Origin of the sequence: Streptomyces sp. NPDC015032, from assembly GCF_043080425.1 — a bacterium.
In the GTDB taxonomy this organism is placed as follows: domain Bacteria; phylum Actinomycetota; class Actinomycetes; order Streptomycetales; family Streptomycetaceae; genus Streptomyces.
Map to the genome: position 1 here is coordinate 73,127 of NZ_JBIBVN010000006.1, position 26,120 is coordinate 99,246.

24 protein-coding genes and 2 pseudogenes are annotated in these 26,120 nt (G+C 68.1%); 17 read left to right on the plus strand and 9 right to left on the minus strand.

Annotated features, from left to right (window positions below; genetic code table 11):
- Positions 1-155 precede the first annotated feature (155 nt).
- Entirely contained in the window at positions 156-359 is a 204-nt protein-coding gene (locus tag ACF08M_RS12105; protein WP_361458513.1) for a cold-shock protein, read from the minus strand.
- A gap of 511 nt (positions 360-870) precedes the next feature.
- On the opposite strand from ACF08M_RS12105, the gene ACF08M_RS12110 reads away from it, so the two are divergent.
- From ACF08M_RS12110 to ACF08M_RS12120, 3 genes are all read left to right on the plus strand, one after another.
- Positions 871-1,395, plus strand: a complete 525-nt coding sequence (locus ACF08M_RS12110) for an alcohol dehydrogenase catalytic domain-containing protein (RefSeq protein ID WP_392185132.1) — start codon at positions 871-873, stop codon at positions 1,393-1,395.
- Between the two features lie 61 nt (positions 1,396-1,456).
- Complete coding sequence (locus ACF08M_RS12115; RefSeq protein ID WP_392185299.1) at positions 1,457-2,014, plus strand: TetR/AcrR family transcriptional regulator; 558 nt, start codon at positions 1,457-1,459, stop codon at positions 2,012-2,014.
- Between the two features lie 126 nt (positions 2,015-2,140).
- A complete protein-coding gene (locus ACF08M_RS12120; protein WP_392185133.1) occupies positions 2,141-2,458 on the plus strand; it encodes a hypothetical protein in 318 nt (105 codons plus the stop codon).
- A 177-nt stretch (positions 2,459-2,635) separates the two neighbouring features.
- Here ACF08M_RS12120 and ACF08M_RS12125 read toward each other — a convergent pair whose 3' ends face one another.
- On the minus strand, positions 2,636-3,223 hold the full coding sequence (locus ACF08M_RS12125) for a TetR/AcrR family transcriptional regulator (protein ID WP_392185300.1): 588 nt from the start codon (positions 3,221-3,223) through the stop codon (positions 2,636-2,638).
- A gap of 73 nt (positions 3,224-3,296) precedes the next feature.
- Between ACF08M_RS12125 and ACF08M_RS12130 the strand changes: the two genes are divergently transcribed.
- From ACF08M_RS12130 to ACF08M_RS12150, 5 genes are all read left to right on the plus strand, one after another.
- On the plus strand, positions 3,297-4,127 hold the full coding sequence (locus ACF08M_RS12130; protein WP_392185134.1) for a class I SAM-dependent methyltransferase: 831 nt from the start codon (positions 3,297-3,299) through the stop codon (positions 4,125-4,127).
- A complete protein-coding gene (locus ACF08M_RS12135; protein WP_392185135.1) occupies positions 4,070-4,429 on the plus strand; it encodes a TauD/TfdA family dioxygenase in 360 nt (119 codons plus the stop codon). The genes ACF08M_RS12130 and ACF08M_RS12135 overlap by 58 nt, the downstream gene beginning before the upstream one ends.
- A 130-nt stretch (positions 4,430-4,559) precedes the next feature.
- Positions 4,560-5,603 carry a 2,3-diaminopropionate biosynthesis protein SbnB gene (gene sbnB / locus ACF08M_RS12140; RefSeq protein ID WP_392185136.1) on the plus strand — a complete coding sequence of 348 codons (1,044 nt, stop codon included), beginning with the start codon at positions 4,560-4,562 and terminating at the stop codon, positions 5,601-5,603.
- 76 nt (positions 5,604-5,679) lie between these two features.
- Positions 5,680-6,105 (plus strand): pyridoxal-phosphate dependent enzyme, encoded by a 426-nt coding sequence (locus ACF08M_RS12145; RefSeq protein WP_392185137.1) that lies wholly within the window; start codon positions 5,680-5,682, stop codon positions 6,103-6,105.
- Positions 6,030-6,257, plus strand: coding sequence for a hypothetical protein (locus ACF08M_RS12150; RefSeq protein WP_392185309.1), 228 nt, complete (start codon positions 6,030-6,032; stop codon positions 6,255-6,257). Before ACF08M_RS12145 ends, ACF08M_RS12150 begins: the two co-directional genes overlap by 76 nt.
- Positions 6,258-6,281: 24 nt before the next feature.
- Here ACF08M_RS12150 and ACF08M_RS12155 read toward each other — a convergent pair whose 3' ends face one another.
- The 4 genes and pseudogenes from ACF08M_RS12155 to ACF08M_RS12170 form a co-directional block, all read right to left on the minus strand.
- Positions 6,282-6,770 carry an MFS transporter gene (locus ACF08M_RS12155; RefSeq protein ID WP_392185138.1) on the minus strand — a complete coding sequence of 163 codons (489 nt, stop codon included), beginning with the start codon at positions 6,768-6,770 and terminating at the stop codon, positions 6,282-6,284.
- Between the two features lie 55 nt (positions 6,771-6,825).
- A pseudogene (locus ACF08M_RS12160) lies at positions 6,826-7,122 on the minus strand (MFS transporter); the annotation flags it as partial.
- A 235-nt stretch (positions 7,123-7,357) separates the two neighbouring features.
- Positions 7,358-9,508 carry a DUF6351 family protein gene (locus tag ACF08M_RS12165; RefSeq protein WP_392185139.1) on the minus strand — a complete coding sequence of 717 codons (2,151 nt, stop codon included), beginning with the start codon at positions 9,506-9,508 and terminating at the stop codon, positions 7,358-7,360.
- Between the two features lie 242 nt (positions 9,509-9,750).
- The gene (locus ACF08M_RS12170; protein ID WP_392185140.1) at positions 9,751-10,893 is read right to left on the minus strand and encodes a mandelate racemase/muconate lactonizing enzyme family protein; all 1,143 of its coding nucleotides are present in this window, start codon (positions 10,891-10,893) and stop codon (positions 9,751-9,753) included.
- A gap of 235 nt (positions 10,894-11,128) precedes the next feature.
- Here ACF08M_RS12170 and ACF08M_RS12175 point away from each other — a divergent pair, with 235 nt between their 5' ends.
- The 7 genes from ACF08M_RS12175 (at position 11,129) to ACF08M_RS12205 (ending at position 20,967) form a co-directional block, all read left to right on the plus strand.
- Positions 11,129-12,130 carry a LacI family DNA-binding transcriptional regulator gene (locus tag ACF08M_RS12175; protein ID WP_392185141.1) on the plus strand — a complete coding sequence of 334 codons (1,002 nt, stop codon included), beginning with the start codon at positions 11,129-11,131 and terminating at the stop codon, positions 12,128-12,130.
- Between the two features lie 119 nt (positions 12,131-12,249).
- Entirely contained in the window at positions 12,250-13,590 is a 1,341-nt protein-coding gene (locus ACF08M_RS12180) for an ABC transporter substrate-binding protein (RefSeq protein WP_392185142.1), read from the plus strand.
- A gap of 7 nt (positions 13,591-13,597) precedes the next feature.
- Positions 13,598-14,548 carry a carbohydrate ABC transporter permease gene (locus tag ACF08M_RS12185; protein ID WP_392185143.1) on the plus strand — a complete coding sequence of 317 codons (951 nt, stop codon included), beginning with the start codon at positions 13,598-13,600 and terminating at the stop codon, positions 14,546-14,548.
- Positions 14,545-15,423 (plus strand): carbohydrate ABC transporter permease, encoded by an 879-nt coding sequence (locus ACF08M_RS12190; RefSeq protein ID WP_392185144.1) that lies wholly within the window; start codon positions 14,545-14,547, stop codon positions 15,421-15,423. The genes ACF08M_RS12185 and ACF08M_RS12190 overlap by 4 nt, the downstream gene beginning before the upstream one ends.
- Positions 15,424-15,547: 124 nt before the next feature.
- A complete protein-coding gene (locus tag ACF08M_RS12195; protein ID WP_392185145.1) occupies positions 15,548-17,839 on the plus strand; it encodes a hypothetical protein in 2,292 nt (763 codons plus the stop codon).
- A gap of 12 nt (positions 17,840-17,851) precedes the next feature.
- Positions 17,852-20,074, plus strand: a complete 2,223-nt coding sequence (locus tag ACF08M_RS12200; protein ID WP_392185146.1) for an FAD-dependent oxidoreductase — start codon at positions 17,852-17,854, stop codon at positions 20,072-20,074.
- A 26-nt stretch (positions 20,075-20,100) separates the two neighbouring features.
- Positions 20,101-20,967 carry an NAD-dependent epimerase/dehydratase family protein gene (locus ACF08M_RS12205; protein WP_392185147.1) on the plus strand — a complete coding sequence of 289 codons (867 nt, stop codon included), beginning with the start codon at positions 20,101-20,103 and terminating at the stop codon, positions 20,965-20,967.
- Positions 20,968-21,048: 81 nt separating this feature from the next.
- On the opposite strand, the gene ACF08M_RS12210 is transcribed toward ACF08M_RS12205, so the two are convergent.
- Positions 21,049-21,471 (minus strand): secondary thiamine-phosphate synthase enzyme YjbQ, encoded by a 423-nt coding sequence (locus ACF08M_RS12210; RefSeq protein WP_392185148.1) that lies wholly within the window; start codon positions 21,469-21,471, stop codon positions 21,049-21,051.
- Between the two features lie 321 nt (positions 21,472-21,792).
- Between ACF08M_RS12210 and ACF08M_RS12215 the strand changes: the two genes are divergently transcribed.
- Positions 21,793-22,977, plus strand: coding sequence for an NAD(P)-binding domain-containing protein (locus tag ACF08M_RS12215; protein WP_392185149.1), 1,185 nt, complete (start codon positions 21,793-21,795; stop codon positions 22,975-22,977).
- A 12-nt stretch (positions 22,978-22,989) separates the two neighbouring features.
- Here the strand turns inward: ACF08M_RS12215 and ACF08M_RS12220 are convergent.
- A pseudogene (locus ACF08M_RS12220) lies at positions 22,990-23,301 on the minus strand (aminodeoxychorismate lyase); the annotation flags it as partial.
- A 351-nt stretch (positions 23,302-23,652) separates the two neighbouring features.
- On the minus strand, positions 23,653-25,458 hold the full coding sequence (locus ACF08M_RS12225; protein ID WP_392185150.1) for an ABC transporter ATP-binding protein: 1,806 nt from the start codon (positions 25,456-25,458) through the stop codon (positions 23,653-23,655).
- 200 nt (positions 25,459-25,658) lie between these two features.
- Between ACF08M_RS12225 and ACF08M_RS12230 the strand changes: the two genes are divergently transcribed.
- Complete coding sequence (locus ACF08M_RS12230; RefSeq protein ID WP_392185151.1) at positions 25,659-26,102, plus strand: MarR family winged helix-turn-helix transcriptional regulator; 444 nt, start codon at positions 25,659-25,661, stop codon at positions 26,100-26,102.
- The last annotated feature ends 18 nt before the right edge of the window (positions 26,103-26,120 follow it).

Genomic DNA, 26,120 nt, shown 5'->3' on the forward strand with positions numbered 1-26,120 from the left:
CCTCGACAGGGCACGCATCGAGGAATTCCCGACAGGATGAGCCGGATGAATTGCAAGAACGAGCCGAATGTGAGACTAAAAGAATTCCATCGGAATACAGAAAGCCGGGGCCCCGGCGCAAGGCGGGGGCCCCAGCCATCTCATACGCTTCGACGTCAGGCGGGAGTGATGTTCTCCGCCTGCGGCCCCTTCTGACCCTGCACGACGTCGAAATTCACCTTCTGGCCTTCCTGAAGCTCGCGGAAGCCCTGCGTGGCAATGTTCGAGTAGTGGGCGAAGACATCCGGGCCGCCGCCGTCCTGCTCTATGAAGCCGAAGCCCTTTTCCGAGTTGAACCACTTTACGGTGCCAGTAGCCATGTCACATCTCCTTGGGGGCAGTGCCCGCGGGCCCACGTCGTGTGAACCCCTGCGTTGCCACAATGAACCCCGTCCGAATAAGCACCGGAGATACAAAAATGCCCGACGACATACAGCCGTCAAGGCATTTGAAGTTTCGGGAACCACAACTGCAACTGCTGGTAAGTTTAGCACGGCAGAGACATTCGAACCACTTTCGTCCGTGGCGTAAGGCCTCAACCTCGCGGCAACACCGGATCAATATGCCGGCCGGCGCCAACTCGGGTACATACGGAAGGTGAATTTTCAGATTACTCAAGGTGCAATCAATGAGAACTCATCCTCTCCATCGAAGAGCACCTGGCCTCCACGGCCATTTCTTTGCCCGAGGAAAGTCAATCGCACCTCTTGACTCGGACCATCTCGATTCATTTCCGCAAAAGACAGGCCCGGAATTACTCGCTGTCGAGCTGCTCGCATCCCTCCCATCACCAGGCCTCCCCCTCCCCGCGTCCGACCGTCGGGGCCGGCGGTGCGGCCGCCTCGCGCAGTTCGGCGGCGGTCTGCGCGACAAGCTCGGAGAGGGTCGCGTCCGGGTCGGCCGGCCAGCGGGAGGCCGGGCGACTGGGCGGTGGTCGACGGCCTGCTCGCCGACCAGTTGCCACCACTGCCGCGCGGGCTCGGCGTCGAGGTCGCGGGCACCGTCGACGCGCTCGGTGAAGGCGTCATCGGCGTCGAAACCGGCGACCGTGTGTTCGGCCCGGCGGCCTTCGACGGCCCGACAGGCGGTGCGGACGGGCATGGCGGGCGAACCGTTCGACCGAAGTGGATCACTGGCAAGCCGCAGCCTGCCCCGCCCGCCGCAGAGACGGGCCCACACATCGCGGTGGCGGGCGGTGCCCCGCCTCACTGTGAAGCGCCTCCCCCGCAGTCCGGCGCGATCGCCGACCGCTCCGGGCTCGATGCCGGCCGCTACCTGGCCACGACCGACATCATTCTCGTCGTCATCACTCCGCGTGTCAGACCGTCTGGTCTAATATCTGACCATCCGGTCTGACGATGCGGCAGGGCGAACCTTCATTGAGGCGGCACGACGCCGCCAGTTCATTGACAGCGCGATCGAAACGCTCGACGAGCTCGGCTTCTCCGGCGCATCCGCGGCGGAGGTGGCCCGCCGTGCCTCCATCGCCAAAAGCGCACTCTTCTACCACTTCAAGAACAAGCACGAACTGCTGCATGCCGTCGTCGACGACCTCTACGCCCTCGCGGCCCAGGAGATCGTGAAGGAGATGGCCACGGTGGACGGGCCGCAGCAGGCACTCATCCGGTACATCCGCACATGCATCCTGTTCGCCTCCGCCCACCCTCGCTGGATTCGCGCCGCCATGGAGGTCATCCAGAACCTGCGCGCCCCGGACGGAGCCCTGGTCTTCGGGCCGGCGACGAACCAACCGAACATCGACGCCATCGAGCAGATGCTGCGAGAGGGCCAACGCGACGGAGTGCTCAGGGCCTTTGCCACCCTGCCGATGGCAGTGTCCATCCGAGCGGCCATCGATGCCGCACCGGCCTGCTTCGCCCACCACCCCGACCTGGACCCTGGCGCGTACGCCGATGAAGTGGCGGCGCTCTTCGACACGGCCACACGCCGGACCGATGCCAAGGAGACGTCATGACCCAGTACCCCAACGGCACCGGAACACCTCACTGCGTGCCGAAGCCTGCACACACAGGGACGTCGTGGCTCAAGACGGCCTGGGCGCTGGCCGGAGATGTGGTGATCCCGCCCCTTCCTCCTGGACATGACCATCAAGCTCAGCACGCCAGAGCTGGCGGACCGCCTCGCCCACCTGTGGCAGCACAGCGCCGTATTCCACCCATGGATACGCACCACAAGCCTCGCCTGGGGCACAGCATTCCTCGTCGATGCCGGTGCCCGTATCCTCATGGCCTACACGCTCCCCGTCGACACCGTTCCCCTGCTCAGCGTCGTCCTCCTCATCGCCGCACTGACCATCGCGCAAGGCAGCTGCCTGATCCTTGGACGGCGCAGCGGTGCGCTCAAGCTGCTCAAGCCCGGCGCAAGTTCAGCAGCACCCCAGGCCGAGGGCGCCTGCTGACAACATGGATCGGCTGCCGGTAGCGGTACTGAGCGGCAAACACACATGGCCGACCCCACCGTCAACCCCCGAAGGACTTACGACGCCGACCACTTGGCCTGCGGACAGAGTTCGTTTCGGAGGCGTACCAGATCCGGAAACAGGGGCGGACGGCGACGTGCAACCTGGGCGCCCAGGTCACGACTCGGGTGGTCGCAAGGCGCCGACGATGACGACGGTCACCATCTTGTGGATGGCAGCGGTCTGCGGTGGGGCACTTGTTCGGTCGGCGAACAGCAGGTGCCCGGCCCCGACGAGGGTGGGGGCGAGTGTGTCGATGTCTGCGTCACCGGCCAGGCGCCCCAACTCCCGCTCGGCGGTGAGATATGCGGCGATCATGGCGGTGCCTTGCACGGCCAGCGGGATGCCGGTCAGACCGGCCTCGCGCAGCCGGGCGCGGAGACCGTCGCGGAAGGTGATGAGCGCGACGATTGCCACCGTGACCGGCCCGAACAGGTCCTGCAGCGCGTCGGCGAGGTTGTCCACCACGCTCCCGGAGCCGGCGGCCGCGCGCAGAGTCGTGGTCCGGTCCTCGATGCCGCGGACGCGGTCGAGGACCAGTTCCGCCAGGAAAGCGTCGAAGTCGGTGAAGTGCCGGTGCAGCACGCCCTTGGCACAGTTCGCCTCCTCCGTGACCGCCCGGCTGGTCAACGCGTCGGGCCCGTCCCGAAGCAGGACGCGCTCAGCGGCTTCGAACAACTGGCCGCGCACGTTGTGGATGTGCACCCCCGACGGCATTGCCTTCCTTTCCGCGCCGCCCCGCCTTAACAAGTGGGCAACCGCCCATTAGTGTGGGCGCATGCCCACTTTATCGCAGGGACAGCCGGACAAGTCCGGACCCGAGCCTCACCGCCACCGGCAGACGGCCGAGTCGTTCGGCGTGGACGCCGAACGCTACGACCGCGCCCGACCGCCGTATCCCCAGGCCCTGGTGGACAGGATCGTCGCCGCAAGCCCCGGTCGGCACGTCCTCGACGTCGGAGCCGGGACCGGCATCGAGGCCCGGCAATTCCAGGCGGCCGGCTGCACGGTGCTCGGCGTCGAACCCGACGTGCGAATGGCCGACTTCGCGCGACGCAGCCGTGTCGAGGTCGAGGTCACCAGGTTCGAGGACTGGCAGCCGGCCGGGCGGCAGTTCGACGCGGTCATCGCCGGCACCGCCTGGCACTGGGTGGACCCCGTCGCCGGCGCGGCCAAAGCGGCCCAGGTACTCCGGCCCGGCGACCGGCTCGCTCCCTTCCACCACGTCCCCCAGCTCCCGGACGAGGTGATCGACGCCCTCGCCGAAGCCCTCCAGCGGGTCGCCCCCGATTCGCCGTTCAACCCCGGCCTGCTGAGGGGATCGACCGTGGACGCCTACCAGCCGCCGTTCGCGAAAATCACCGACGGGATCCGGCAGGCCGGCAGCTTCAGCGAGCCGGAACAGTCGCGCTTCGCCTGGGAACGCACGGCCTCGCCGCGGCATTCGGCAGCGCGTACCGCGCGGACGTGGGGGCGTACTGCGCGGCCCGGGGCATCGGGACCACCTGGTCCGCGGATGGCGGCCTGCGGACGCGTCAGCGTGCCGCGGCCGTGCTGCGCCATCCCGTTTCGGGGCGCCGCGGCTGGTTCAACCAGGTCGCGTTCCTGAGCGAATGGACACTCGACCCGGTGGTCCGCGAGTACCTGAAGTTCGAGTTCGGCGAGGACGGCCTGCCGTTCAACACCGCCTACGGCAGCGGCGCGGCCATCGACGAGGCCACCGTGCGCACCGTCAACGAGGTGTACGAGAAGCACACGCTCCGGGAATCGTGGCGGGCCGGCGACCTCATGATCGTCGACAACCTGCGGATGGCCCACAGCCGCGAGGAGTACACGGGTACCCGCGAGATCGCGGTCGTCCTCGGCGCCCCGGTGCCGATCCCAGCAGTCAAGGTGACCGAAGGTCCCTGACCCGGCGCCCCGCCGGCCCTACGGCGTGCCGGATGTCCGTCCGTGGCCCACTCGGGCGGCGGCAGACGTCGGCGCCCCGTGAACCACCACTGTCCCTTTCCTCACGTGTCCCTCACGGATGGAGTCAGCCTTGTCCCGCAACCCCGTCGTGCCGTCATTCGCCGTGATCACCGGTGAGCAGGTCGCCCAGGTCCTCACGGGCGATGAGAAGCAGGTGGTGGGTCTGACCGAGGAGGTTTACCGGCTGCATGGCCGGGGATCCACGGTCAATCCGCCGTCCTATTTCCTGCGCTTTCCCGACCGGCCGAGCTCCCGCATCATCGCGCTGCCCGCCTCCGTGGGCGGCGAGGAGCCAACTGACGGCCTGAAGTGGATCTCCAGCTTCCCGGAGAACGTCGCCGCGGGCATCCCCCGGGCCTCTGCGGTGCTGATCCTCAACGACCACGAAACCGGTTACCCGTTCGCCTGCCTGGAGAGCTCGATCATCAGCGCGTCCAGGACTGCCGCGTCGGCCGTGCTGGCGGCTGAGCGGCTGAGCACGGACGAACGGCCGCGCCGTATCGGCTTCGTCGGCACCGGGCTCATCGCCCGCTACATCAGCCACTACTTCGAGGCCACCGGCTGGACCTTCGACGAGCTCGGTGTGCACGACCTCTCCGCAGATCACGCCGAGGCGTTCGCCGGCTACCTCCGGAGCCGCCCGGGCACCGCACCCGTCGTCGTCCACGGCACCGCCGAGGAGCTGATCCGGGCGAGCGACCTGGTGGTGTTCGCCACCGTCGCGGGCGCTCCGCACATCCACGAGCCCGCGTGGTTCTCGCACTGTCCGCTGGTGCTGAACGTGTCACTGCGGGACGTGGCCCCGGAGGTGGTGCTGGCCTCGGCGAACTTCGTCGACGATGTGGAGCACTGTCTCAAGGCGAACACCTCGGTGCATCTGACCGAACAGCGGGTGGGAAACCGCGACTTCATCGACGGTACGATCTGCGATGTCCTTCGGGGCCGGGTCGCTGTTCCCCGGGACCGGTCGGTGATCTTCTCACCGTTCGGTCTCGGTGTCCTGGACATCTCACTGGGCCGACATGTGTACAACCGGCTGCGGGATGCGGGTCAACTCAGGGTCGTGGACGGCTTTTTTCACGAACTGGACCGCTACGGACGCACCGGCGCGTAGTCGGCGCCCGGAACGAATGGGGTGATGAAATGCCGGTCGTGTCCGCCCCTACGAGATCAACGCCAACGATGTGTTCGTGAATCTGGAGACGGTCTTCGGGGTACCGCTTCATCTCAAGTGCGAGGGGTTCAACCTTGCGGGCTCCGTCAAGCTCAAGGCTGCTCCGGAGATGGTGCGCGCCGCAGAGCGGGACAGCCTTCTCACTCCTGACTCCGTCACGGTCGAGTCATCGTCGGGCAATCTCGGCGTCGCACTGAGTATGATCGCGGCGCACCGGGGATACGGTTTCGTGTGTGTCACCGACTCCCGCTGCAACCGGGCCAGCCGCCGCCTGATGGAGTCGTTCGGTGCCGAGGTGCGGGTCGTGACCCAGGCCACCGGGCAGCGGGGTCTGCTGGGTACCCGGCTCGACATGGTGCGCGACCTGTGCGAGGAGGATGCGAAACGGTGGTCAGCGGCGCGCTGCGCTGGCTGGCCGCCCGCGAGGACGCCTCCGCGCTGACCACGGTGGCGCTCGCCCCCGACCAAGGTGAGCGCTATCTCGACTCGGTGTACGACCCGAGTTGGGTGGAGCGCCATTTCGGTTCGCCGATGAGCTGGGACGAGGCGGCCGATCGCGACCTCCGGTCGCGCGAGCTGGCACGTGATGTGTGAGACGGCGGGCCCGGCCCCGGGGGATCAGGTGGCCACCGGTTGACGCCCCGGGGCTGCACTCGTGAACACGGAGGGCGTCATGACACGCCAGACGAGTGCGGCGACCGAGGTCAGGGCCGCGCACCCGAGCCAGAACGGCGCGGTAATGCCGAACGCCTTGGCGACGAAGCCGCCGAGGACGGAGCCAAGTGCGAACCCGCCCATGCTGAAGAGCAGATAGACGCTGTTGACCCGACCGAGCAGACGGGTGGGGGTGACCCGCTGGCGGTAGGTGTCCAAGACAACACCCCAGATGGTGGCGTGTGCGCCGAACACCACCAGGGTAACGGCCGCGACCCACGGTGCGCGGGTCACGGCAAACACCAGGTGGGCAAGGGTCTCGACAACCAGCCTGGCGCGGAACAGGGGCGCGGCCCCGAAGTGAGCGTGCAGACGGGCGACCGTCAGGGTACCGGCCACTCCGCCGACAGCGGTCGCCGACAGCAGGAATCCGTACCCGACCTCGGGCCGCACTGTCCGCCAGGGTCGAGCCGATGCCCATCAGGAAGACGGCCGCGTAGACGGCCGGGACGCTCACCCGGTCGTACCGGATGAGCAGGGCCAGGGCCGCGATCACCAGGCCGCGTACGGTGTCGACGATGCCGACCAGGACTCGCCGGTCGACACGGTCGACGAAGGCGCCACTGAAGAGGGAGAACATCAGCCAGGGAAGCTGCTGGGCGAACACGGCGTCGGCGATCAGCGCCGGATCGCGGGCGAGTGTCGCCATGAGCAGCGGTCCGGCGGCCAGTGTGACGCCGTCGCCCAGCGCCGATATGCCTGTGCTCACCCAGAGTTTGGCGTAGTTGCGCTGGTGCACCGTCATAAAATGCTGATCCTGGCAAGGTTGATCATTCTATTGAGAGCATCCTGCCCGGCAGACCGGAACAGCGGCCTGCCGGCGGGGCCAACTCCTGTGCCAGACGGCTCAGATGACGCCGGGAATTCGCTGTGCGGAGCCGGTGCGCGAGAACCGTCCGATTGACCTTGATCGGCGCACAGACGGATCACGTCATCGATCGGCGCGGACGCTTCACCCGCTCTCACTTGCCGCGCTCCTGTCACTTCCGGTCGAAGGAGAGCCATGTACCGGCGAGGTCCTGCTGACCCGCCCCGGGCCTGGACCAGTCGCAGACACCGTTCCTGAAGATCCCCTCCACTTCCTTGAGCTGGCCGTCGGTCACCGGCACTCGGTAGTCGGTGCGGATCACGGGACGCTTGCGGCACTTGACGATGTCGTTGGCCACATCGGCTCCGGCGACCATCCGCGGCGATGTCCACACCGGGTAGAGGGTGTTGCACTCGGTGTTGTCGATGCCCTCGACCTGGGGCTCCGCAATCTTCTTCGCACCGATGCCACGGGTCCAGCAGGCGTCCGTGAGACCCTGCGGCTTGTGGCGGACGATCTTCTCGATGGGGGCGTCGTTGCCGGGGTCTCCCTTGATGCCGGTGAGCCACTGGTCCATGTCGGACAGCATCCCGGCGAGAGTGAATCCGTGCCCGTTGGAGCGGGTGAGCATGACCTGGTTGGCGTGGGTGCCGTTGGCCTTGTCCAAGCGTGCCCGGGTGGAGAAGGAGTGGAAGCGCATGTGCATGTCGCCGGCTGCCGCGTCGTCCGTGTAGTCGCGGTAGTCGATGATCGGAACGTCGGCGAGGCCGGCACCGCCGTTCAGCATGCGGCCCGTGCGGTAGGCCGTCCGTACAGCCTTGAGATCGGCGACGGTCCGCTCCGCGGCGGGCTTGGCGTCGTCGTCGAGGCCACCGATGCGCCGGTTCAGGTCGATGAACTGGTCCATGTCGATGGTCCCCTTGTTCAGGGCCTCAAGTCCGTACTGGATACCGGTGTTGTCGAGCGGCCTGCGCGCCTTCCCGGTCTCCGGTACCTCGCCGTAGACGTTCACGGTGTGGCTGTAGACGTCACAGCGGGCACCGTCCGGGTTGGTGTCGGGGTCGTAGCGCTGTCCCACGGGCAGCTGGGGCGGGCAGAACACCGTGGGGTCGATACGGCCGCCGGCCCTGGCCAGGCTGCCGATGCTCTCCCACTTGCCGAACCCGGAGACCGCCCTCTGCTGCTCCTTGGTGAAAGCGTCCGGCGCGACTTCCTTGAAGTAGTGGTTCAGGAGCTGGGCGTCGCTGAGCGTCTGAATCGTCCCGAAGCCGACGTCGGGGAAGCTACAGCCGGAGAGGATGCCGTCCAGCAGACCCGGGTAGTTGTCGGCGATCTGGTGGGTCTGGTACGAGCCGCCGGAACAGCCGTTTCCGATGGTGAAGGCCGGGTCGCCGTACGTCTCCACGAAGCGTTCCTTGACCATGCTCATGGTCTCGGCGGCCAGCAGGTCGTTGCAGTTGTTGCCGAAGACGTTCAGCGTGGACGATGCGACGCCGTAGCCCTTGCTCAGATACGTGTCGTTCATGATGCCGACGGTGTTCCGGCCCTGGACGTACCAGCCGCCGTTACAGCCCCCGCCGAAGCCGTACACGAGGCGCCCGTTCCAGCCCGGCCCACGCTGCAGCGGGTCGGGGGTGCCGGACATCGGGTCGTGCAGCACGGCCGTCTCGTAGATGCCGCGGTTGATGGTGCCGGTCTCTACGCGGACGATGTACGGCACCTTCCTGCCCGCGCTCGTCGTGGCGGTCGCCAGGTCGGCGGGATGGACGTTCTCGTCGGGCAACGGAACGAACGTGCCGGCCGTGGTGCGATACATGTAGTCGACGCGGGTCCTGACCGAGCAGTCCTTGTCGATGGGCTGCCCGAGGGTACCGCCGGTGACCGTCTTGAACTCGGCGGTGTCACAGACGAACGGCTGCTCGTGCGGGCCGGCGAACACCGGCCCTGTGATGGGGTGGTTCTTCAGGGTCAGTTGTCCGGCGTCCGCGCCCCGGGCCCTGGCCGTGAGCCTGTTGTCGCCCTGGGACAGCTCCTTCACCACGCCCATCAGCGCGTTGTCGCCGGAGGGCCGGAAGCTCGAGGTCACATCCCGGCCCTCCACCTCTACCTGGACTTCGTCGACCGCTAGGGAGGCGGGCACCTCGACACGTATCAGGGCGTCGTCTCCCGACACCACGCCGGGCCGCGACGACACGGCCGTCACCTGCAGCTTCTCGCGTTCCTGGCTGACGGCCGGCGCCGCCGACGCGCCTACCAGCACGCCCATGAACGCTATACCGACAAGGCCCAGTTCGACCGGCCTCGCGGCTCCTGCGAACGACACGACGGAACTCGCCTCACTTCCTGGAGTCGGAATTCGTACTCGGTGTGCAGACGCGGGCTGTGGGCCCGCCGGGACGGTGATACGCATGTCCCGTTGTCGTGGGTGTGCGGTTTCTCAGCCAGTGACCGGAAGGGGCCCGGTTCCTGTCCGGCGTCCTGTTCGGAACCGGATGGGACACAAGGGTTGTACGCGGCCCTCGCTTCCGCGAGGGCGGGCCCGCACGGCCGACCGGCCCTGCCCGGCTACCAGTTGGTGAACGCCCCGTCCGCCGTGCGCAAGTGCGGGCGCTCGGTCGCCGCGGCCTGGTACCGGCGCGCCGCCTCTCGGTCGATGTCGACACCGATGCCGGGGAGTTCGCTCAGCTCCACCCGCCCCGGCAGGATCGTCGGCCGCGCGGTGAAGAGGGCGGCGATGGCTGGATCGGGGTCGGTCTGGTGCTCCTGGATCGCGACATTGGGGCAGGACAGGTTGAGTTGGAGCGAGGAGGCGGCGGTGACCGGGCCGAGCGGGTTGTGGGTGGCGAGCTTGATGTGGTGGGTCTCCGCCATCGCCGCGATCTTCTTCGCCTCGGTCAGGCCCGCGGCCACCCCGAGGTCCACGCGCGCGTAGTCGATGAGGTCGCCCTCGATGAGTGTCCTGAACTCCCATTTGGAGCCGTATTGTTCACCTGCGGCCAGCGGCACGCCGGTGCGGGCCCGCAGCATGCGGTAGCTGTCCGGGTTCTCACAGCGCAGCGGGTCCTCGACGAAGAACGGACGGGCCGCCTCGATCTCCCGGCACAGGGTCAGCGCCTCCGGCGGATCCAGGCGCGTATGGACGTCGAGGATCAGCTCCACCTCGTCGCCGACCGCGTCCCGCACCTGGTGGAAGAGGTCGACCGAGTCGCGCAGGCAGCGGCGGGCGTCGAGCGTGCCGTCGGCGTCGTGCGGCGAGGCGAACCGCAGATGGCGCCAGCCCTCGGCGACCAGGTCGCGGCAGCGGTCCAGGAACCACGCGCGGTCGTGGTAGCCGTCGCCGACATGCACATAGGCGGGTACGTGATCACGCACCCGGCCGCCGAGGAGCTCATGCACCGGTACGCCGAGCGCCTTGCCGCGGATGTCCCAAAGAGCCACGTCCACCGCTGCGATGGCGGCGCCGAGTATGCGGTCGGCGGGGAAGAACCCGCGCCGGAACATGACCTGCCAGAGGTGCTCGATCCGTCGCGGGTCCTCGCCGACGATCAGCTCCGCAAGGTGCTCGAGACCCCCCGCGACCGCCCGCTGGCGCGACCTGATGCCGACCTCGCCCAGGCCGTGGATGCCCTCGTCGGTGTCGACCACGACCAGCATCATGCTGTCGCCGTGGTCGGGAAGAGTCAGCACTTCCAGGCCGGTGATCTTCATTCCACTCCCCTATGAAAACGTTCCCGCAATTTCAGCACCGTTCTTGAGAACACATCATCGGCAGCAGTCGAGTCGAAGCGCAAGACCCGTGCATGCAGAAGGTTTCCCTCGATGAAATACTCCTGACACACGTCTTGACACGCTCTGGGAACGTTCGCAAACATCAACCGCATTCGCAGGATCCAGATGCGAGACGACCGGGGTCCCCCGGCTCAAAACGACGAGGAGGCCGTCCGTGGCAGTAACGATCCGGGAGGTGGCGAGCGCCGCGGGCGTCTCCGTGTCGACGGTGTCCCGTGCGTTCACCGCACCCGACCAGGTGCAGCCGACGACGCGGCAGCGCATCCTCGACGCCGCGGCCGAGCTCGGCTACTCCCCCAACCCGGCGGCCCGTTCACTGCGCGGCGGCGGCACCGGAACGCTCGGCCTGATCGTCCCGGACATCGCCAACCCGTTTTTCCCGCCGATCATCAAGGCGATGCAGGCCCGTGCCCGGCACCTGGGCTACACGGTCCTGGTCGCCGACAGCGACGAGCGCGAGGCGGACGAGCTGGCCGCCATCGCGGCCGTATCGAAGCGGGTCGACGGCCTGATCCTGTGGGCCTCCACCCTCACCGAGGACCAGCTCCATGAACTCGCGGGCCGGATGCCACTGGTGGTGGTGAACCGCCATGTGCCGGGCATCCCCGAGGTCCGGATCTCACTGTCCGCCGGCATCGCGCAGGCCGCCGAACAGTTGAAGGCGTACGGCCATAGGCGCTGCGTCTTCATCAACGCGTCCCGCGCCGAGCTGAGCCGCGGCAAATCCATCCAGGAGTCCTTCGAAGCGCTCGATCTCTCCCTGTCCGAGCTCGGCCCGTACGAGCCGCGGTTCGAGACGGGCGTGCACGCCGCCACCCTCGTCGCCGCCCACGATGCGACGGCCGTGATCGCCCACAACGACCTGGTCGCCCTCGGCGTGCTGCACCAGATGGCCAACCTCGGCGTGAGCGTGCCGCGCGACGTCAGCGTCATCGGCATCGACGACACGCTGCTCGCCTCCGTCTCCACCCCCAGCCTCACCACGATCAGGATCGACCCCGAAGAGATCGCCACGCGCGCGGGGGACCTCCTGATCGAGACGATCGCGAGCACAACAGGCCGTCCTGGACAAGGACTTGAAGTCGCCTCCCCCCTCGTGGAGATCGGCTCCCGTCTGATCCCCCGCGCCTCGACGGGCCCCGCACCCGCCCACTGATCCACGGCGCACACCACCTCGACGAGCAAAGCACCGCACTACACCGCACCGAGCCCACTCCTGCCCTTCTTGGAGCCGTTATGCCCAGAAACTCCCGCTGTGCGGCCATACTTGGCTGCATGGCGCTGACCGCGACCGTCGCGGGCTGTTCCTCCCTCACCCCGAGCAGCGCCGGCGGGGACGGTGATCTCGTGCTGCGGGTGCAGGGCATGCCGCCGGCCACCGACAAGCCGGGGGTCGCCCTGTTCAAGAAGCAGGTGGCCGACTTCGAGAAGGCCAACCCGGGCATCAGGGTCAAGGGCTCGACCACGGTCTTCGACCCGCTGACGTTCTCCGCAAAGCTGTCCGGCGGCAATGTCGAGGACGTCATCAAGGTGCCGCTGACCGAGCCGCAGCGGCTCATCCAGCAGAAGCAGGTGCAGCCGATCACCGGTCAGCTCAAGGAGTGGAAGCACTTCAAGGAGTTCAACCCTCAGGTCCTCCAGCCGCTCACCGACAGCGCCGGCGACGTGTACGGCGTACCGCAGAGTCCGTACGCCCAGGGCCTGGTCTACAACCGCGAGCTCTTCGAGAAGGCCGGCCTCGACCCCGACAAACCGCCGGCCACCTGGGCGGAAGTCCGCACCGCTGCCAAGAGGATCAGCGACAGGACCGGCAAGGCGGGCTTCGTCCACGAGTCCAAGGACAACCAGGGCGGCTGGCAGCTGGCGATGCTGTCCTACGCCTTCGGCGGCGAGCTGGAGAAGGAGCAGGGTGGCAAGTACACCGCCACGCTCACCGGGGAGCCGACGAAGAAGGGGTTGCGGCTGCTCAAGGACATGCGCTGGAAGGACAATTCGCTCGGCAAAACCCTGCTCAACAATCAGAACGACGTGATCAAGCAGTTCGCGGCCGGGCAGATCGGCATGTTCATGGGCAGCCCGGGGACCTACCGACTGGCGAAGATGCAGTTCGGCATGGAGAACACCGACGCCTTCGGAGTGGCCCCGATGCCGCAGTCCGGCGGCGATGCGACACTCACCGGCGGCGACATCTACATGGTCCCGAAGTCCGCCGACAAGAGGCATGCGGCAGCGGCCGTCGAGTGGCTGACCTTCACCTACGCCAAGCCGCAGTACAGCACCGACATCGCCGCTGAACAGGCCAAGGCGCTCTCTGCCGACCCGAAGTCCGCGGTGGGCGTGCCGACACTGCCGGTCTTCGACAAGAATCGGCAGGCCGAGATCGACGCAGCGATCAAGCCGTACGTCAATGTGAAGCTGCAGAACTTCAAGCCGTACATCGACGGTCTCTCCACGCTGAAACTGAAGCCGGAGCCGCCGTACCAGGCGCAGAAGCTGTACACCGTGCTCGACCCGGTGGTCCAGGCTGTGCTCACCAAGCGCGACGCCGACATCGACTCCCTGCTGGCCTCGGCCGAGAAGGACGTCAATGCCAAGCTCGCCGCGGACCAGAAGTAGCCGGCCCATGGCCCTGCTCACTCCGTCCCGGCGCCCGGCCGCTGTGTCCAAGGAGCCCGCGCCGCGAACCCTGCCGCAGTGGCGGCGCGGCACCGGCTCGCACAAACAGTTCACGGCCTGGCTGTTCCTCGTCCCCGCGCTGCTGGTCTTCGGGCTCTTCGCCTGGTGGCCGATCGTGCGCAGCCTGCTGCTCAGCTTCCAGAAGACCAACCTCGTCGAGCCCGCGGTCTGGGTCGGCCTGGACAACTTCCGTACCCTGTTCGACGATCCGCTGCTCGGCACCGCCGTCGGGAACACCCTGTTCTTCGTGGGCCTCGGCCTGCTGATCGGCTTCCCGGCACCACTGATCCTGGCCGCGATCATGTCGACGGTGCGGCGCGGCGCGGGCGTCTACCGCTTCCTGGTGTATCTGCCGGTGGTCATCCCGCCGGTGGTGGCGATCCTGCTCTGGAAGTGGTTCTACGATCCCGGGAGCGGGCTCTTCAACAACGTCCTCGGCAAGGTCGGACTCGGCCCGTACTCGTGGCTGGAGTCCTCCGACAGCGCTATGCTCTCGCTGGTCCTGGAGTCCACCTGGGCGGGCATGGGCGGTGCCGTCCTGATCTACCTCGCGGCCATGGTCGGCATCCCCGGCGAACTCTATGAGGCGGCCGAGGTGGACGGCGCCGGGATCTGGCGGCGGATCTGGCATGTGATGCTGCCTCAGCTGCGGTCCGTCATCGGCCTGTTGCTGCTCGTCCAGCTGATCAACACGGTGCAGGTCTTCACCGAGCCGTACGTCTTCACCGGCGGCGGACCTGAGAACTCCACCCTCACGGTCCTGCTGCTGATCTTCCGGTACGCCTTCCAGGACGGCGAGTACGGCCTGGCCGCCGCGCTCTCCTTCCTGATGGTCCTGACCCTCGCCCTGCTCTCCGCGGTGTACCTGCGGGCCACCCGCAGCTGGAGCACTTCATGACCACGCTCACCACCTTCGTATCCACCAGCGACCGCCAGCGCCCCGGCGTGCGCGCCGCAGTGCGCTCCATCCAGGTGTTCACCCTGATCCTGCTGCTGCTCATCGGCATCGGACCGCTGTACTGGATGGTCAAGGGCGCGGTCTCAACGCCCACCGAGCTCACCACTCAGCCCCTGGCCCTCTGGCCGGACCGGCCGGCCCTGGGCAACTTCTCGACGGCGTACACCGATCTGAGTGTCGGCCGCTATCTGATGAACACCTTCCTGGTGGTCGGCGGATCGTGGTTCGTGCAGCTCTTCGTCTCGGCCACGGCGGGCTTCGCCCTTTCGGTGCTCAGGCCAAGGTTCGGCAAGGCCGTCTACGGGGCGATCCTCGCCACGATGTTCGTGCCGTACACGGTGAACATGGTCAGCCTCTTCATGACTGTGATCGATGTGCCGTTCCTGCACCTCAACCTGGGCGACACCTACTGGGCGATCTGGCTGCCGGCCGGCACGAACGCCTTCACCGTGCTACTCGCCAAGCAGTTCTTCGACGCCCTGCCGAAGGAGCTGTTCGACGCGGCGCGGGTCGACGGGGCGAGTACCTGGCAACTGCTCACCAAGATCGTGCTGCCCATGAGCAGGCCGGTGCTCGCCGTGATCAGTCTGCTCGCGGTGATGCACTCCTGGAAGGACTTCATCTGGCCGCTGGTGGCCATCACCGACCCCGAGAAGCAGCCGATCAGCGTCGCTCTCGCCCAGCTCACCACGCAGGCTCCGCAGGACCAGCTGATCGCCGCGATGGTGCTCGCCGTCGCCCCGCCGGTGCTCGTCTTCGTCGTCTGCCAGAAGTACATCGTCGCCGGGCTCGGCTTCACCGGAGTCAAGGGCTGAGTTCCACCGGAGCCAACGGGCGGGCCCTCAGCTCCCCCATTGCACCTTCCGCTCCCCCACCGCACCTCCCGCTCCGGAAACTTCGGAGCATCCGGAACACCCCGACCAAGAGAAGGGCACCTCCATGTCAGTCGCCCGCCGCAGATTCATCCAGGGCACGGCCGTCGCCACCGGCGCCGCACTGCTGCCGACCGTTCCGGCGTACGCCGCGGACCCGGTCATCATCGAGGCCGACGGCATCACCCTGGTCGGCCGTAGCGATGGCAGCGTCCTCGTGCAGGACGGTGCGGGCGCCGACCGCATCCTGCTCAACCACTTCATGATCAAGGACACCTCGCTCGGCCAGCAGCGCACCTTCGGCGGTACGCCCGCCCGGATCACGCTCCCCGACGGGCGGCCCGCGATTCAGGTCACGTACACGATGGCGGGCGGCGTGTCCGGAGTCACGGTGCGCGGCACCTTCGACGTCACCCCTCACAAGGCACACATGAAGTGGGAGGTCGGCGGTTCCAGCACGCTCACACCGGCCGGCTTCATGTTCTCCCGCACGGTGTACGAAGCGAGCGCGGCGGAGGCGTACGAAGCGCTGACCGTCTGGGAGCGGGACGCCCGGGGCGGCATTCCGTACGAGGTGAACGCGGGCGGCGCGTACGTGGAGACGTGGGAGGGATCGAAGGGCTTCTTCTGCCTCTCGACCACCAACCCGGCGAGCACGAACGCCACTTGGGTCCATTCCCCCGGCGCCTCGACCGGCGCGAGCACCGCGGTCACCGAGGCCGATCTGGTCCTCGGCGATCTGCGGCCGCGCGGGGCGGGAGCGCTCGCCGCCAGGCGGCCCCTCGGCGTGGAGGTGTGGACCGACCAGCCGTTCAACCTCTACAAGGCGGCCGGGCAGACGATGACGCTCAAGGCGCAGGTCGTCAACGGCTCCGCCGCGGCCAGGAAGGTGACCCTGACGTGGTGGGCGCGGGACTTCGGCGGCAAGGAGCTCGCCGGTGGCACGCTCTGCAGGAACCTCGCGGCGGGCGCCGCCTGGAATGCCTCCTTTCCCGTGACCTCGCCGTCGCAGAACATCGTGTTCACCGAGGTGGAGGCGGTCAGCGGCAGTGACAAGGCGCTGGCCCGCACGAATCTGAGCGTGCTCCCGGAGTTCGCGTACAAGGCGGGCGAGGAGTCGATGTTCGGCCTCGCCAACTACCCCTGGCTGCTCAAGCCCGGCAAGGACGCCGTACTCGGGCTGGTCAGGACACTCGGCATCAAGTGGATCCGCATCGCCTACGCCGGCGCCCCGGGCATCGACACCGCGACTCTGGACGCGAACGGCATCGGGCACAACGTGGAGCTGTCCGGCATCCCCGTGGGCGGCAGTCCGGAGCAGATCGCGGCCTGGGCCGACACGAATGTCGCCAAGGCCCTGGACGCCGAGGCCGCGTACTTCGAGGTGAGCAACGAGGTCAACCAGCCCTGGATGTCGGGCCGCGGCGCCGACGCCTACGTCCGGGACGGTCTGCGCCAGGTCACCACGCGCCTCGACGCGGCGGGCTCGCGGATGAAGGTCATGAACGCCGGCCTCGGCGGCATGGACTACGTATGGACCAAGAACTTCCACGACGCGGGCGGCTGGGACCTCATCGACGCCTTCGCCTTCCACCCCGGTCGCGGCAACTTCACGCCCGACTTCGCACCGCCGCCCGAGGAGTGGACGCAGGGGCCGTCCGGCACGTACTGGAACTTCCTCGGCGCACTGCGCAAGGCGAACCAGGTCCTTCAGGAGTACGGCGGCGACAAGGAGCTGTGGCTCACCGAGGCGTACGCACCGACCCGGCCCAACGCATGGTGGAGCGACACCTACCGGCACGCCGCCGAGAACACGCTGCTCACGCTCGCTCTCGCCAAGGCCGAGAAGGTGCGCGCCGTCAACTGGTACCAGCTGCACGACTCGACGATCCACCACCCTCAGGAAGCCGACCCGGCCAACCCCGAGTACCACTACGGCCTGATGAACCGCGACACCAGCGCCAAGCCCTCGCTGCTCGCCTTCGCGACCGCCGCCCGGGTCCTGGACGAGGCCGAGTTCGTCCGGCATCTCGCCTTCACGGACAAGGACATCAAGGGGCTCCTCTTCACCACTCCCGGCGGACCGGTGTCGATCATTTGGAGCCGCAAGGACGGCTACATCCTCAACTCCGTGCACGGCGAGGATCCTTGGTACGCGTCGCCGGAGCCCTGGGTCGACACCTGGACGACCAGGACCGCGGTCGTGGCCCATTCGGGGACGGTCAACGGAACGGTGCGGGAGCTGAACTGCATCGGCCAGGAACGCTCCCTGAAAGCCTCCGGCGGCAAGATCACCCTCACTCTCGACGGCGCCCCGCGCATCTACTACGGTCTCGCCGCCAACCCCGACTGGAAGTAAGTGACGTACGACATGAGGAATGAAACCGCACGGCACGACATCACCGTCGTCGGCGGCGGCCTGGCCGGGGCCTGCGCGGCGATCGCCGCGGCCCGGCTCGGCCGGAGCGTCGCGCTGATCAACAACAGGCCGGTACTCGGCGGCAACGCGAGCAGCGAGGTCCGGGTCTGGGTGTGCGGCGCGACCGGCCACGGCAAGAATCACCATGCCCGTGAGGGCGGCATCATGGGCGAGTTGCTCGTGGAGAACCAGTTCCGTAACCCGGACGGGAACCCCTACTACTGGGATGCCGTGGTCCTGGACGCCGTACGCGCAGAGCCCGGCATCACCCTCTACCTCAACACCGACGTGCGCGAGGTCGACGCCGAGGGCCCGGACGAGGCCCGGCGGATCACCTCGGTGACCGGCTGGATGATGGGTTCGGAGCGAAGGATTCGTTTCGAGAGCTCGCTCTTCCTCGACTGCACGGGAGACGGCCTGATCGGCCACCTGGCGGGCGCCCACCACCGCATCGGCCGGGAATCCCGGGCCGAGTACGACGAGGCATGGGCCCCGGAGACGGCCGACGACATCACCCTGGGCTCAACCCTCCTCTTCTATACGAAGGATGCCGGCCACCCCGTCAAATTCGTGCCGCCGAACTTCGCCAAGGACATCACCCGGACCTCCATCCCGCAGCGCCGCATCATCAAGGCGGGCGACAACGGCTGCGCGTACTGGTGGATCGAGTTCGGCGGCGAGCTCGACACCGTCCACGACAACGAACGCATCCGCGACGAGCTGTGGTCGGTGATCCACGGCATCTGGGACCACATCAAGAACTCCGGCGAGTTCGACGCGGCCAACATGACCCTGGAGTGGGTGGGCTCGGTCCCCGGCAAACGGGAGTACCGGCGCTTCCTCGGCGACTACGTCCTGCACCAGGGCGACATCCTCGGCCAGACCGAATTCGCCGACCGGGTCGCTTTCGGCGGCTGGTCGATCGACCTGCATCCGCCGCAGGGCATGTATGCCACCGATGCAGGTGCCAAACAGCTCTACGCGGACGGCATTTACCACATTCCGTACCGCAGCCTCTACTCGGTGAACACCGAGAACCTGCTCTTCGCCGGGCGCAACATCTCCGCCAGCCATGTTGCCTTCGGCTCGACCCGCGTCATGGCGACCTGCGCCACGATCGGCCAGGCGGCCGGCACGGCGGCGGCACTCTGCGCCACCGGGGATGTCACCCCGCGCGCACTCCCCGTACCCGAGCTGCACAGGGCGCTGCTGCGCCAGGATGCCTCGCTCATCGGCCTCGCCTCGACGGACCCGGAGGACCTGGCCCTGCGGGCGACGGCCACGGCCTCATCCACTGTGAGCGGCTTGGCAGTCGAGGACCCCGATGAGCGATGGCCGCTCGCGGTGGACGCCGGACTCGTCCTCCCCGCGGACCCTGGCCTCTCAGGGGTGGAACTGCTCGTCGACGCCGACCGCGACACCGAGATCGTGATCGATCTGTACGACCCCGAACTCGGCCAGAACTACGTCCCGCGCCGCCTCGTCACCTCCACCACCCTGCCCGTCACCGCCGGTGCCCGGCAGTGGCTCAAGACGGGCCTGGACTGGTCTCCCGAAACCCCGCGCAACGCCTTCCTGGTCGTCCGCGCCAACGACGCCCTCGCCCTGCACCGTTCCGACCGCCCGACCCCCGGCGTCCTGTGCTTCACGCGCGTCCCGCCGCGCCCGTCGGACGAATCGCCGCAGTTGCTGCGCGAGTGGACGGACACGGGCCTGCTGCGCCGCACATTCTGCCTGCGCACGGGAGAGACCGCGGCCTACTCCCCCGCCAAGGCCATCGACGGCTACGCCCGCCCGTACGCGGGACCCCACATGTGGGTCTCCGCACCACTGGCGGACGTTCCTTCCCCCTGGCTCGAGTTGGCCTGGCCCGAACCGGTCGACCTGGGCCGGATCGAGGTCATCGCCGACGACGACGTCAACGAGGACCTGATCAACTTGCACCACCACCGCACGCCCTTCGACACCCTCCCCACCCTCCTTCGCGACTACCGCGTCGAGGCACTGGATACTGACGGCAGCTGGCGCGTCATCGCCCGTGCGGCGCAGAATCGGCGGCGCCGCGAGGCGCACACGCCGGCGGAGCCGCTCACCACATCGGCGATCCGGGTCGTCGTCGAAGCCACCAACGGGGCGGCGTCGGCGCACATCGTCGCCGTGCGCGCCTACGAGTAGAAACACCGAAGCAGGAGAGTGACTGGATGGTCGGCAGAGCGATGGTCACCGGGGCCGCCGGGCGGATCGGGCGAGCAGTCCTCGCGCTGCTCGCCGAGCGCGGGATCGAGGTGAACGCCTTGGTCCTCGATGATCCCGGCGATCTCGCGGCGCGCCTGGTCGTGACCGGCGACGCCGCCGACGCGAAGACGGTGCAGGCGGCTCTGGAGGGCGCCGACGCGGTCATCCACCTGGCGGCGATCCCGACTCCCGAGCGCAACACCGCATGTGAGGTTTTCGCGGGCAACAGCCTCTCCACCTTCACCGTCCTGGAGGAGGCCGGCCGGGCCGGGATCCGGCATGCGGCGGTGGCTAGCTCATGGGGTGTCACGGGCCTGCCCTGGACGGACGTCGAGGATCCGCATCCGTCGTATGCACCGGTCGATGAGGCGATGGCCTCCCAGGTGGCCGACCCCTACGGCCTCTCCAAACAGGTCGACGAGCTGACAGCGCAGATGATGGCGCGGCGGCACGGGATGAGCGTGGTGTGCCTGCGCTATCCGTACGTGGGCGGATTCGAGGAACGGCTGCACGCGCACGCCGCCCGGCTCACGGCCGACCCGGCCGCGGGGGCCAGGGACCTGTGGACGTACCTCGAGGTCCATGACGCGGCGAGGGCCGCGCTGCTGGCCTTGGACGTACCCGGCCGTGCGGCGCACGCGGTATACCTCTGCGCCCCCGAGATCATCGTGCCCTACCCGACGGAGGAGCTGCTGCGCCGCTATCACCCCACCACCGTGCTGCGGCGCCCGCTGCCGGGTCGCGCGGCGCCGGTCGACACCTCGGCCGCGCGCAGGCTGCTCGGGTTCAGGGCACGGAATCTTCTCGGTCACGGGGCGATTACCCCGAGTTGAGATCATGACGGCCGCCGAGCCGCCGCGGAACGGGAGAGAACAGGCCGTTTCCCGAGGCCGAGTGAGGTAACTGCCTCGGAGCTATCCAAGGAACGACAACCGCACCTGGCGGCTGTGATTCGAGATGTTCGTGTCCACCAGACACACCGACTGCCACGTCCCCAGTTCCAGTCGGCCCCCGATCACCGGCAGTGTTGCGTGCGGTGCCACCAGGGCGGGGAGTACGTGGTCGCGGCCGTGGCCGGGGCTGCCGTGGCGGTGTTGCCAGCGGTCGTCGGCGGGCAGCAGGACATGGAGGGCGGCCAGGAGGTCGGCGTCGCTGCCCGACCCGGTTTCCAGGATGGCGATGCCGGCGGTTGCGTGCGGAACGAAGAGGTTGAGCAGGCCGTCCCTGCCGACGGCTGTCCGGTCGAGGAACTCTTCGCAGTCATGCGTCAGGTCGGTGACGGTCTCCGACGCTCCGGTGGCGATGCGCAGGACGCTGGTGGTGAAGGCATGGGGCATCCCCCCATCCTCTCGCCCGTGCCGCGAGATCGCGCGTCCACGTGCCGAGACACCATTGACCACCTCAGTCATGGATGGCCACGTCCGACGCCGTGTTCCGTTCAGCCGAGCTCACTTCGCGCGGTCATATCGACCTGCTGGGGGTGGCTTCGGCCGAGTGTCGCCGCGGCTGCTGACGTCCTTTGAGCGCATGTCCCACCCGGTGGCCGAGCACTCCGGTCCCGTGTTCAAGCCGCCGTACGCAACTTTCCAGCGCCCCTGTGCGCGAGCATCGTGGCCGATCGCGGGAAGTTCCTCGCCTGCGAAGAAGTTAGTAGAAGCGTGAACAACTTCAGGGCGGTCGCAGCGGACACGGTCGATGTCGTCGTGATAGGCGCCGGGCAGGCAGGACTGTCCGGCGCCTACCATCTGCGGCGCGCCGGCCTGGAGCCCGACCGTGACTTCGTCGTGCTCGACCATGCCCCGCACCCCGGTGGCGCCTGGCAGTTCCGTTGGCCCTCACTGACGTACGGCAAAGTGCACGGCATGCACGCACTGCCCGGCATGGAACTCGCCGGAGCCGACGACAGCCGCCCCTCCTCCGAAGTGATCGGTGCCTACTTCGACACCTACGAGCACACCTTCGACCTGCGGGTTCACCGGCCGGTTGACGTGAGCGCCGTGCGTGAGGGCGGCGGCGGACGGCTGCTCGTCGAAACGTCCGAGGGCACCTACGCCACCCGTGCCCTGCTCAACGCGACCGGCACCTGGGACAAGCCGTTCTGGCCGCGCTACCCGGGACAGGAGAGCTTCCGGGGACGGCAGTTGCACACCGTGAACTACCCCGGGCCCGCAGAGTTCACCGGGAAGCGCGTGGTGGTGGTCGGTGGCGGCGCCTCCGGTACGCAGCATCTGATGGAGATCGCCGAGGTGGCGTCCGAGACGTACTGGGTGACGCGTCGGCCGCCGGTCTTCCGGGAAGGGCCGTTCGGCGCGGACCAGGGGCGGGCGGCTGTGGCGATGGTGGAGGACCGGGTACGGCGCGGACTGCCGCCGCAGAGTGTCGTGAGTGTGACCGGGCTTCCGCTCACCGACGCGGTCCGGCGTGCCCGCGAGGAGGGGGTGCTCGACCGGCTGCCGATGTTCGACCGGATCACGCCGACCGGAGTCGCCTGGGACGGAGGCCGTGCGGTCGAGGCGGACGTCATCCTCTGGGCGACCGGGTTCCGGGCCGCCATCGACCATCTCGCGCCGCTGAAACTGCGCGAGCCGGGCGGCGGCATCCGGGTCGAGGGCACCCAGGCGGTACGGGACCCCCGCATCCATCTCGTCGGGTACGGACCGTCCGCCAGCACGATCGGCGCCAACCGGGCCGGACGGGCCGCAGTGCGCGCGATCACACAGTTGCTGCACGAGACCGACTCCGAAGCGGAGGCGGAGGCGGGGCCGCAGACAACGGCAGAGACGGGGACGGGCACACGGGCGGGGACGGGGACGGGCGAGGATCTCGTGTCCGTCGCAATGTGACAGTGCGGGCGCTCAGCCGCCGGATGCGCTGCGGCGGTTTCGGTTGAACTCCTCCACGTTTCTCTGCTGTTCCGTATAGCTACTGGTGAGGCGCGTTTCTCGCGGTGCCACCGTGACGAAGTACAGCCACGGTCCGGGCGTGGGGGAGATTGCCGCCGTCTTGTACACCGAGACGCCATTGCGCCGCGCGCCCGCGGTGATGTGGTCCGCGCCGAATCGCCCGACCGCCGTGTCGGCCATGTGCCTGAGCAGGCTCTGCGGGGTGGCGTCGGAGGTGATGGGGTACGTCGCCGGGAAGAGGTAGCCCTCGGGATTGCCCTCCGCCGGACGACAGGCCCACGCCTCACGAACAGAACACACGAACAAGGGATCGGATGTTCGCTAGAACGCGTGATCGTTGCGCTATTCGTTGCTCAACACCCCTGCGGCAGATGATGATTACAGGGCGCAAGCGAAGGGCTGCAGACCGCGACTGCGCTGTCCCACAGATGCACCATGTACAAGGAGAAACACCAGATGAACATCATCACCAACCTGCTCGCCGGCATCGTCCACTTCGTGGGTTGGCTCGTCTGACCATTGCTTCACCCGGCGCCGTCGCTCCCCGTCCCACGGGAGCGGCGGCGTCGCCGTCTGTGGGGCCGCCTCGGCGGGGGCCGCACCCGGCCCCGCCGGTCAGCTCGTCACGGGCGCCAGTTGGGTATCGCGCCGGACCAGGGCGGCGTAGCGGCCGTCCTGTTGGAGGAGTTCGTCATGGCTGCCGCGCTCGACGGTTCGGCCACCGTCCAGAACGACGATCTGGTCGGCGTCGCGGACGGTGGAGAGCCGGTGCGCGATGGTGATGGTGGTGCGCCCCTCGGAGAGCGCGTCGATCGCTTCCTGCACGGCGAATTCCGTACGGGTGTCGAGGGCGCTCGTCGCCTCGTCGAGCACCAGGACGGGCGGATCGCGCAGGATCGTGCGCGCGATGGCCAGGCGCTGTTTCTCGCCTCCCGAGAAGCGGTAGCCACGCTCACCGACCATGGTGTCGTACCCATCGGGGAGTGAGGCGATGTGATCGTGAATCTGCGCCGCACGGGAAGCCGCCTCGATTTCGGCGTCGGTCGCGTCCGGCTTGGCGAAGCGCAGGTTGTCGGCGACCGAGGCATGGAAGAGATAGGTCTCCTGGGAGACCACACCGACGGCCCGCGCCAGGGTGTCGAAGTCCAGATCCCGTACGTCGACACCGTCGAGCGTGACCCGGCCGCCGGTGACGTCGTAGAGCCTGGGCACCAGATAGCTGAGTGTGGACTTGCCGGACCCGGTGGGACCGACGATCGCCAGGCTGCCGCCGGCCGGCACGGTCACATCGATGCCGCTGAGGGTCGGGGCACTCTTCTTGTCGTAGCTGAAATCGACGTCCTCGAAGCGGATCTCACCGCGAATCTGCTCCAGCCGGACGGGGTCCTCGGGCTCGGTGATGTCCACTTCGAGGTCGAGGTACTCGAAGATCCGCTGGAAGAGCGCGAGGGACGTCTGCATCTGCACGCCGGTGGAGAGCAGGCTCACGGCGGGCCGGAAGAGCCCCTGCTGGAGGGAGACGAAGGCGACGAGCGTGCCGATGGAGACGGCGGGGCCGCCGGACTGCAGGGCGAGGCCCGCCGCCCAGTAGATGACCGCGGGCATGGCGGCCATGACGATGCCGATCGTCGACATCCGCCACCGCCCGGCCATGCTGGAGCGCACTTCGAGGTCGACCAGTCTCTCGGACTCCTCCTCGAAGCCCTTGGTGAGGGAGTCCGCCCGGCCCATCGTCCGGCCGAGCAGGATGCCGCTGACGGAGAGCGACTCGGTGACCGTGGCCGCCATGGCCGCCATCTGCTTCTGACGCCGGGTGGTGATCTTCTTGCGCTCACGGCCGACCCGGCGGCTGATCCAGACGAAGACCGGCAGCAGGAGGAGCGAGACGAGGGTGAGCCGCCAGTCGAGCGCCAGCATGGCGACGACCGTGGCGACGACGGCGGTGAGGTTGGAGACCAGTGACGTCGCGGTGGAGGTGACGGTCGCCTGCATGCCGCCGATGTCGTTGGCGATGCGGGACTGCACTTCGCCGGTGCGGGTCCTGGTGAAGAACGCGAGCGGCATCCGTTGCAGCTGGGCGTAGACGGCGGTGCGCAGATCGTGCATGACGCGCTGGCCGACCGTGGTGGAGATGAGGGTCTGCAGGACGCCGAAGACGCTGTTCATCACGGCGGTGAGGATCATGCCGAGGGCGAGCAGCGACAGCAGTCCCGTACGCCCCTGCGGGATGGCGGTGTCCAGGATTTCGCGCAGCAGGAACGGCGAGGCGACCGACACCAGCGACGAGGCGCCGACCAGCAGCCCGACCAGGGCGAGCCGGCCTCGGTAGGGATGAAAGAGGCGCAGGATGCGGCGCAGCTCGGCGGGTGGGCTGCTCCCGTCCCGGGGCGGGGGTGTCCAGGTGATTTCGTCGGGTTTCATGGGCTCCTTCGTCGGGCGTGCGGCAACTCGTCGATTCGTTCGACAACTTCGATAACTTCGATAACTTCGATAACTTCGACAACTCGGCGGACATACGACAACTGCGACAATTCGGCCCCGGGTCCGGGGACTCGAATTTTGAGAGCATAGCTCATTGTTACCTATACTCACAATGCACAAGGTCCTGATATTGTTCCACCATGGACTCCTCCGACGCCGATGGCGTGCTCGCCGAGCAGTTGCTGCGGGTGACCCGCAGGCTCCAGCGGATTCAGAGCCGCCAGCTGGAACCGATCGGCATCACTCCCGCGCAGTTCCGGCTTCTGCGCACCGTCGCGCATTACGACGGGCCGCCGCGGATGGCCGACCTCGCTCAGCGGCTGGACGTCGTCCCGCGTGCCGTGACCAGCCTGGTCGACGGCCTGGAGGCGAGCGGCCGGGTGCGCCGCGCGCCCGATCCGGACAGCCGCCGGGTGGTCCGCATCGAGATCACCGAGGAGGGTCTCGCCACCCTCCGGTCGCTGCGCGACGCGCGCCGGGCCGCCGCGGAGGAGATCCTGTCCCCATTGACCGCCGACCAGCGCGAGGTGCTCGGCGGGCTGTTGTCCGCCCTGGTCAACGGGATGCCCGAGCGTCACTGCTAAACCTGTAGGCAGACACGT

Bases quoted from the DNA above. Each gene is read 5' to 3' on its own strand.
- ACF08M_RS12105 (WP_361458513.1), bottom strand. From the start codon at position 359: ATGGCTACTGGCACCGTAAAGTGGTTCAACTCGGAAAAGGGCTTCGGC.
- ACF08M_RS12120 (WP_392185133.1), top strand. From the start codon at position 2,141: ATGACCATCAAGCTCAGCACGCCAGAGCTGGCGGACCGCCTCGCCCAC.
- ACF08M_RS12130 (WP_392185134.1), top strand. From the start codon at position 3,297: ATGCCCACTTTATCGCAGGGACAGCCGGACAAGTCCGGACCCGAGCCT.
- ACF08M_RS12170 (WP_392185140.1), bottom strand. From the start codon at position 10,893: ATGAAGATCACCGGCCTGGAAGTGCTGACTCTTCCCGACCACGGCGAC.
- ACF08M_RS12180 (WP_392185142.1), top strand. From the start codon at position 12,250: ATGGCGCTGACCGCGACCGTCGCGGGCTGTTCCTCCCTCACCCCGAGC.
- ACF08M_RS12185 (WP_392185143.1), top strand. From the start codon at position 13,598: ATGGCCCTGCTCACTCCGTCCCGGCGCCCGGCCGCTGTGTCCAAGGAG.
- ACF08M_RS12190 (WP_392185144.1), top strand. From the start codon at position 14,545: ATGACCACGCTCACCACCTTCGTATCCACCAGCGACCGCCAGCGCCCC.
- ACF08M_RS12195 (WP_392185145.1), top strand. From the start codon at position 15,548: ATGTCAGTCGCCCGCCGCAGATTCATCCAGGGCACGGCCGTCGCCACC.
- ACF08M_RS12200 (WP_392185146.1), top strand. From the start codon at position 17,852: ATGAGGAATGAAACCGCACGGCACGACATCACCGTCGTCGGCGGCGGC.
- ACF08M_RS12205 (WP_392185147.1), top strand. From the start codon at position 20,101: ATGGTCGGCAGAGCGATGGTCACCGGGGCCGCCGGGCGGATCGGGCGA.
- ACF08M_RS12210 (WP_392185148.1), bottom strand. From the start codon at position 21,471: ATGCCCCATGCCTTCACCACCAGCGTCCTGCGCATCGCCACCGGAGCG.
- ACF08M_RS12225 (WP_392185150.1), bottom strand. From the start codon at position 25,458: ATGAAACCCGACGAAATCACCTGGACACCCCCGCCCCGGGACGGGAGC.
- ACF08M_RS12230 (WP_392185151.1), top strand. From the start codon at position 25,659: ATGGACTCCTCCGACGCCGATGGCGTGCTCGCCGAGCAGTTGCTGCGG.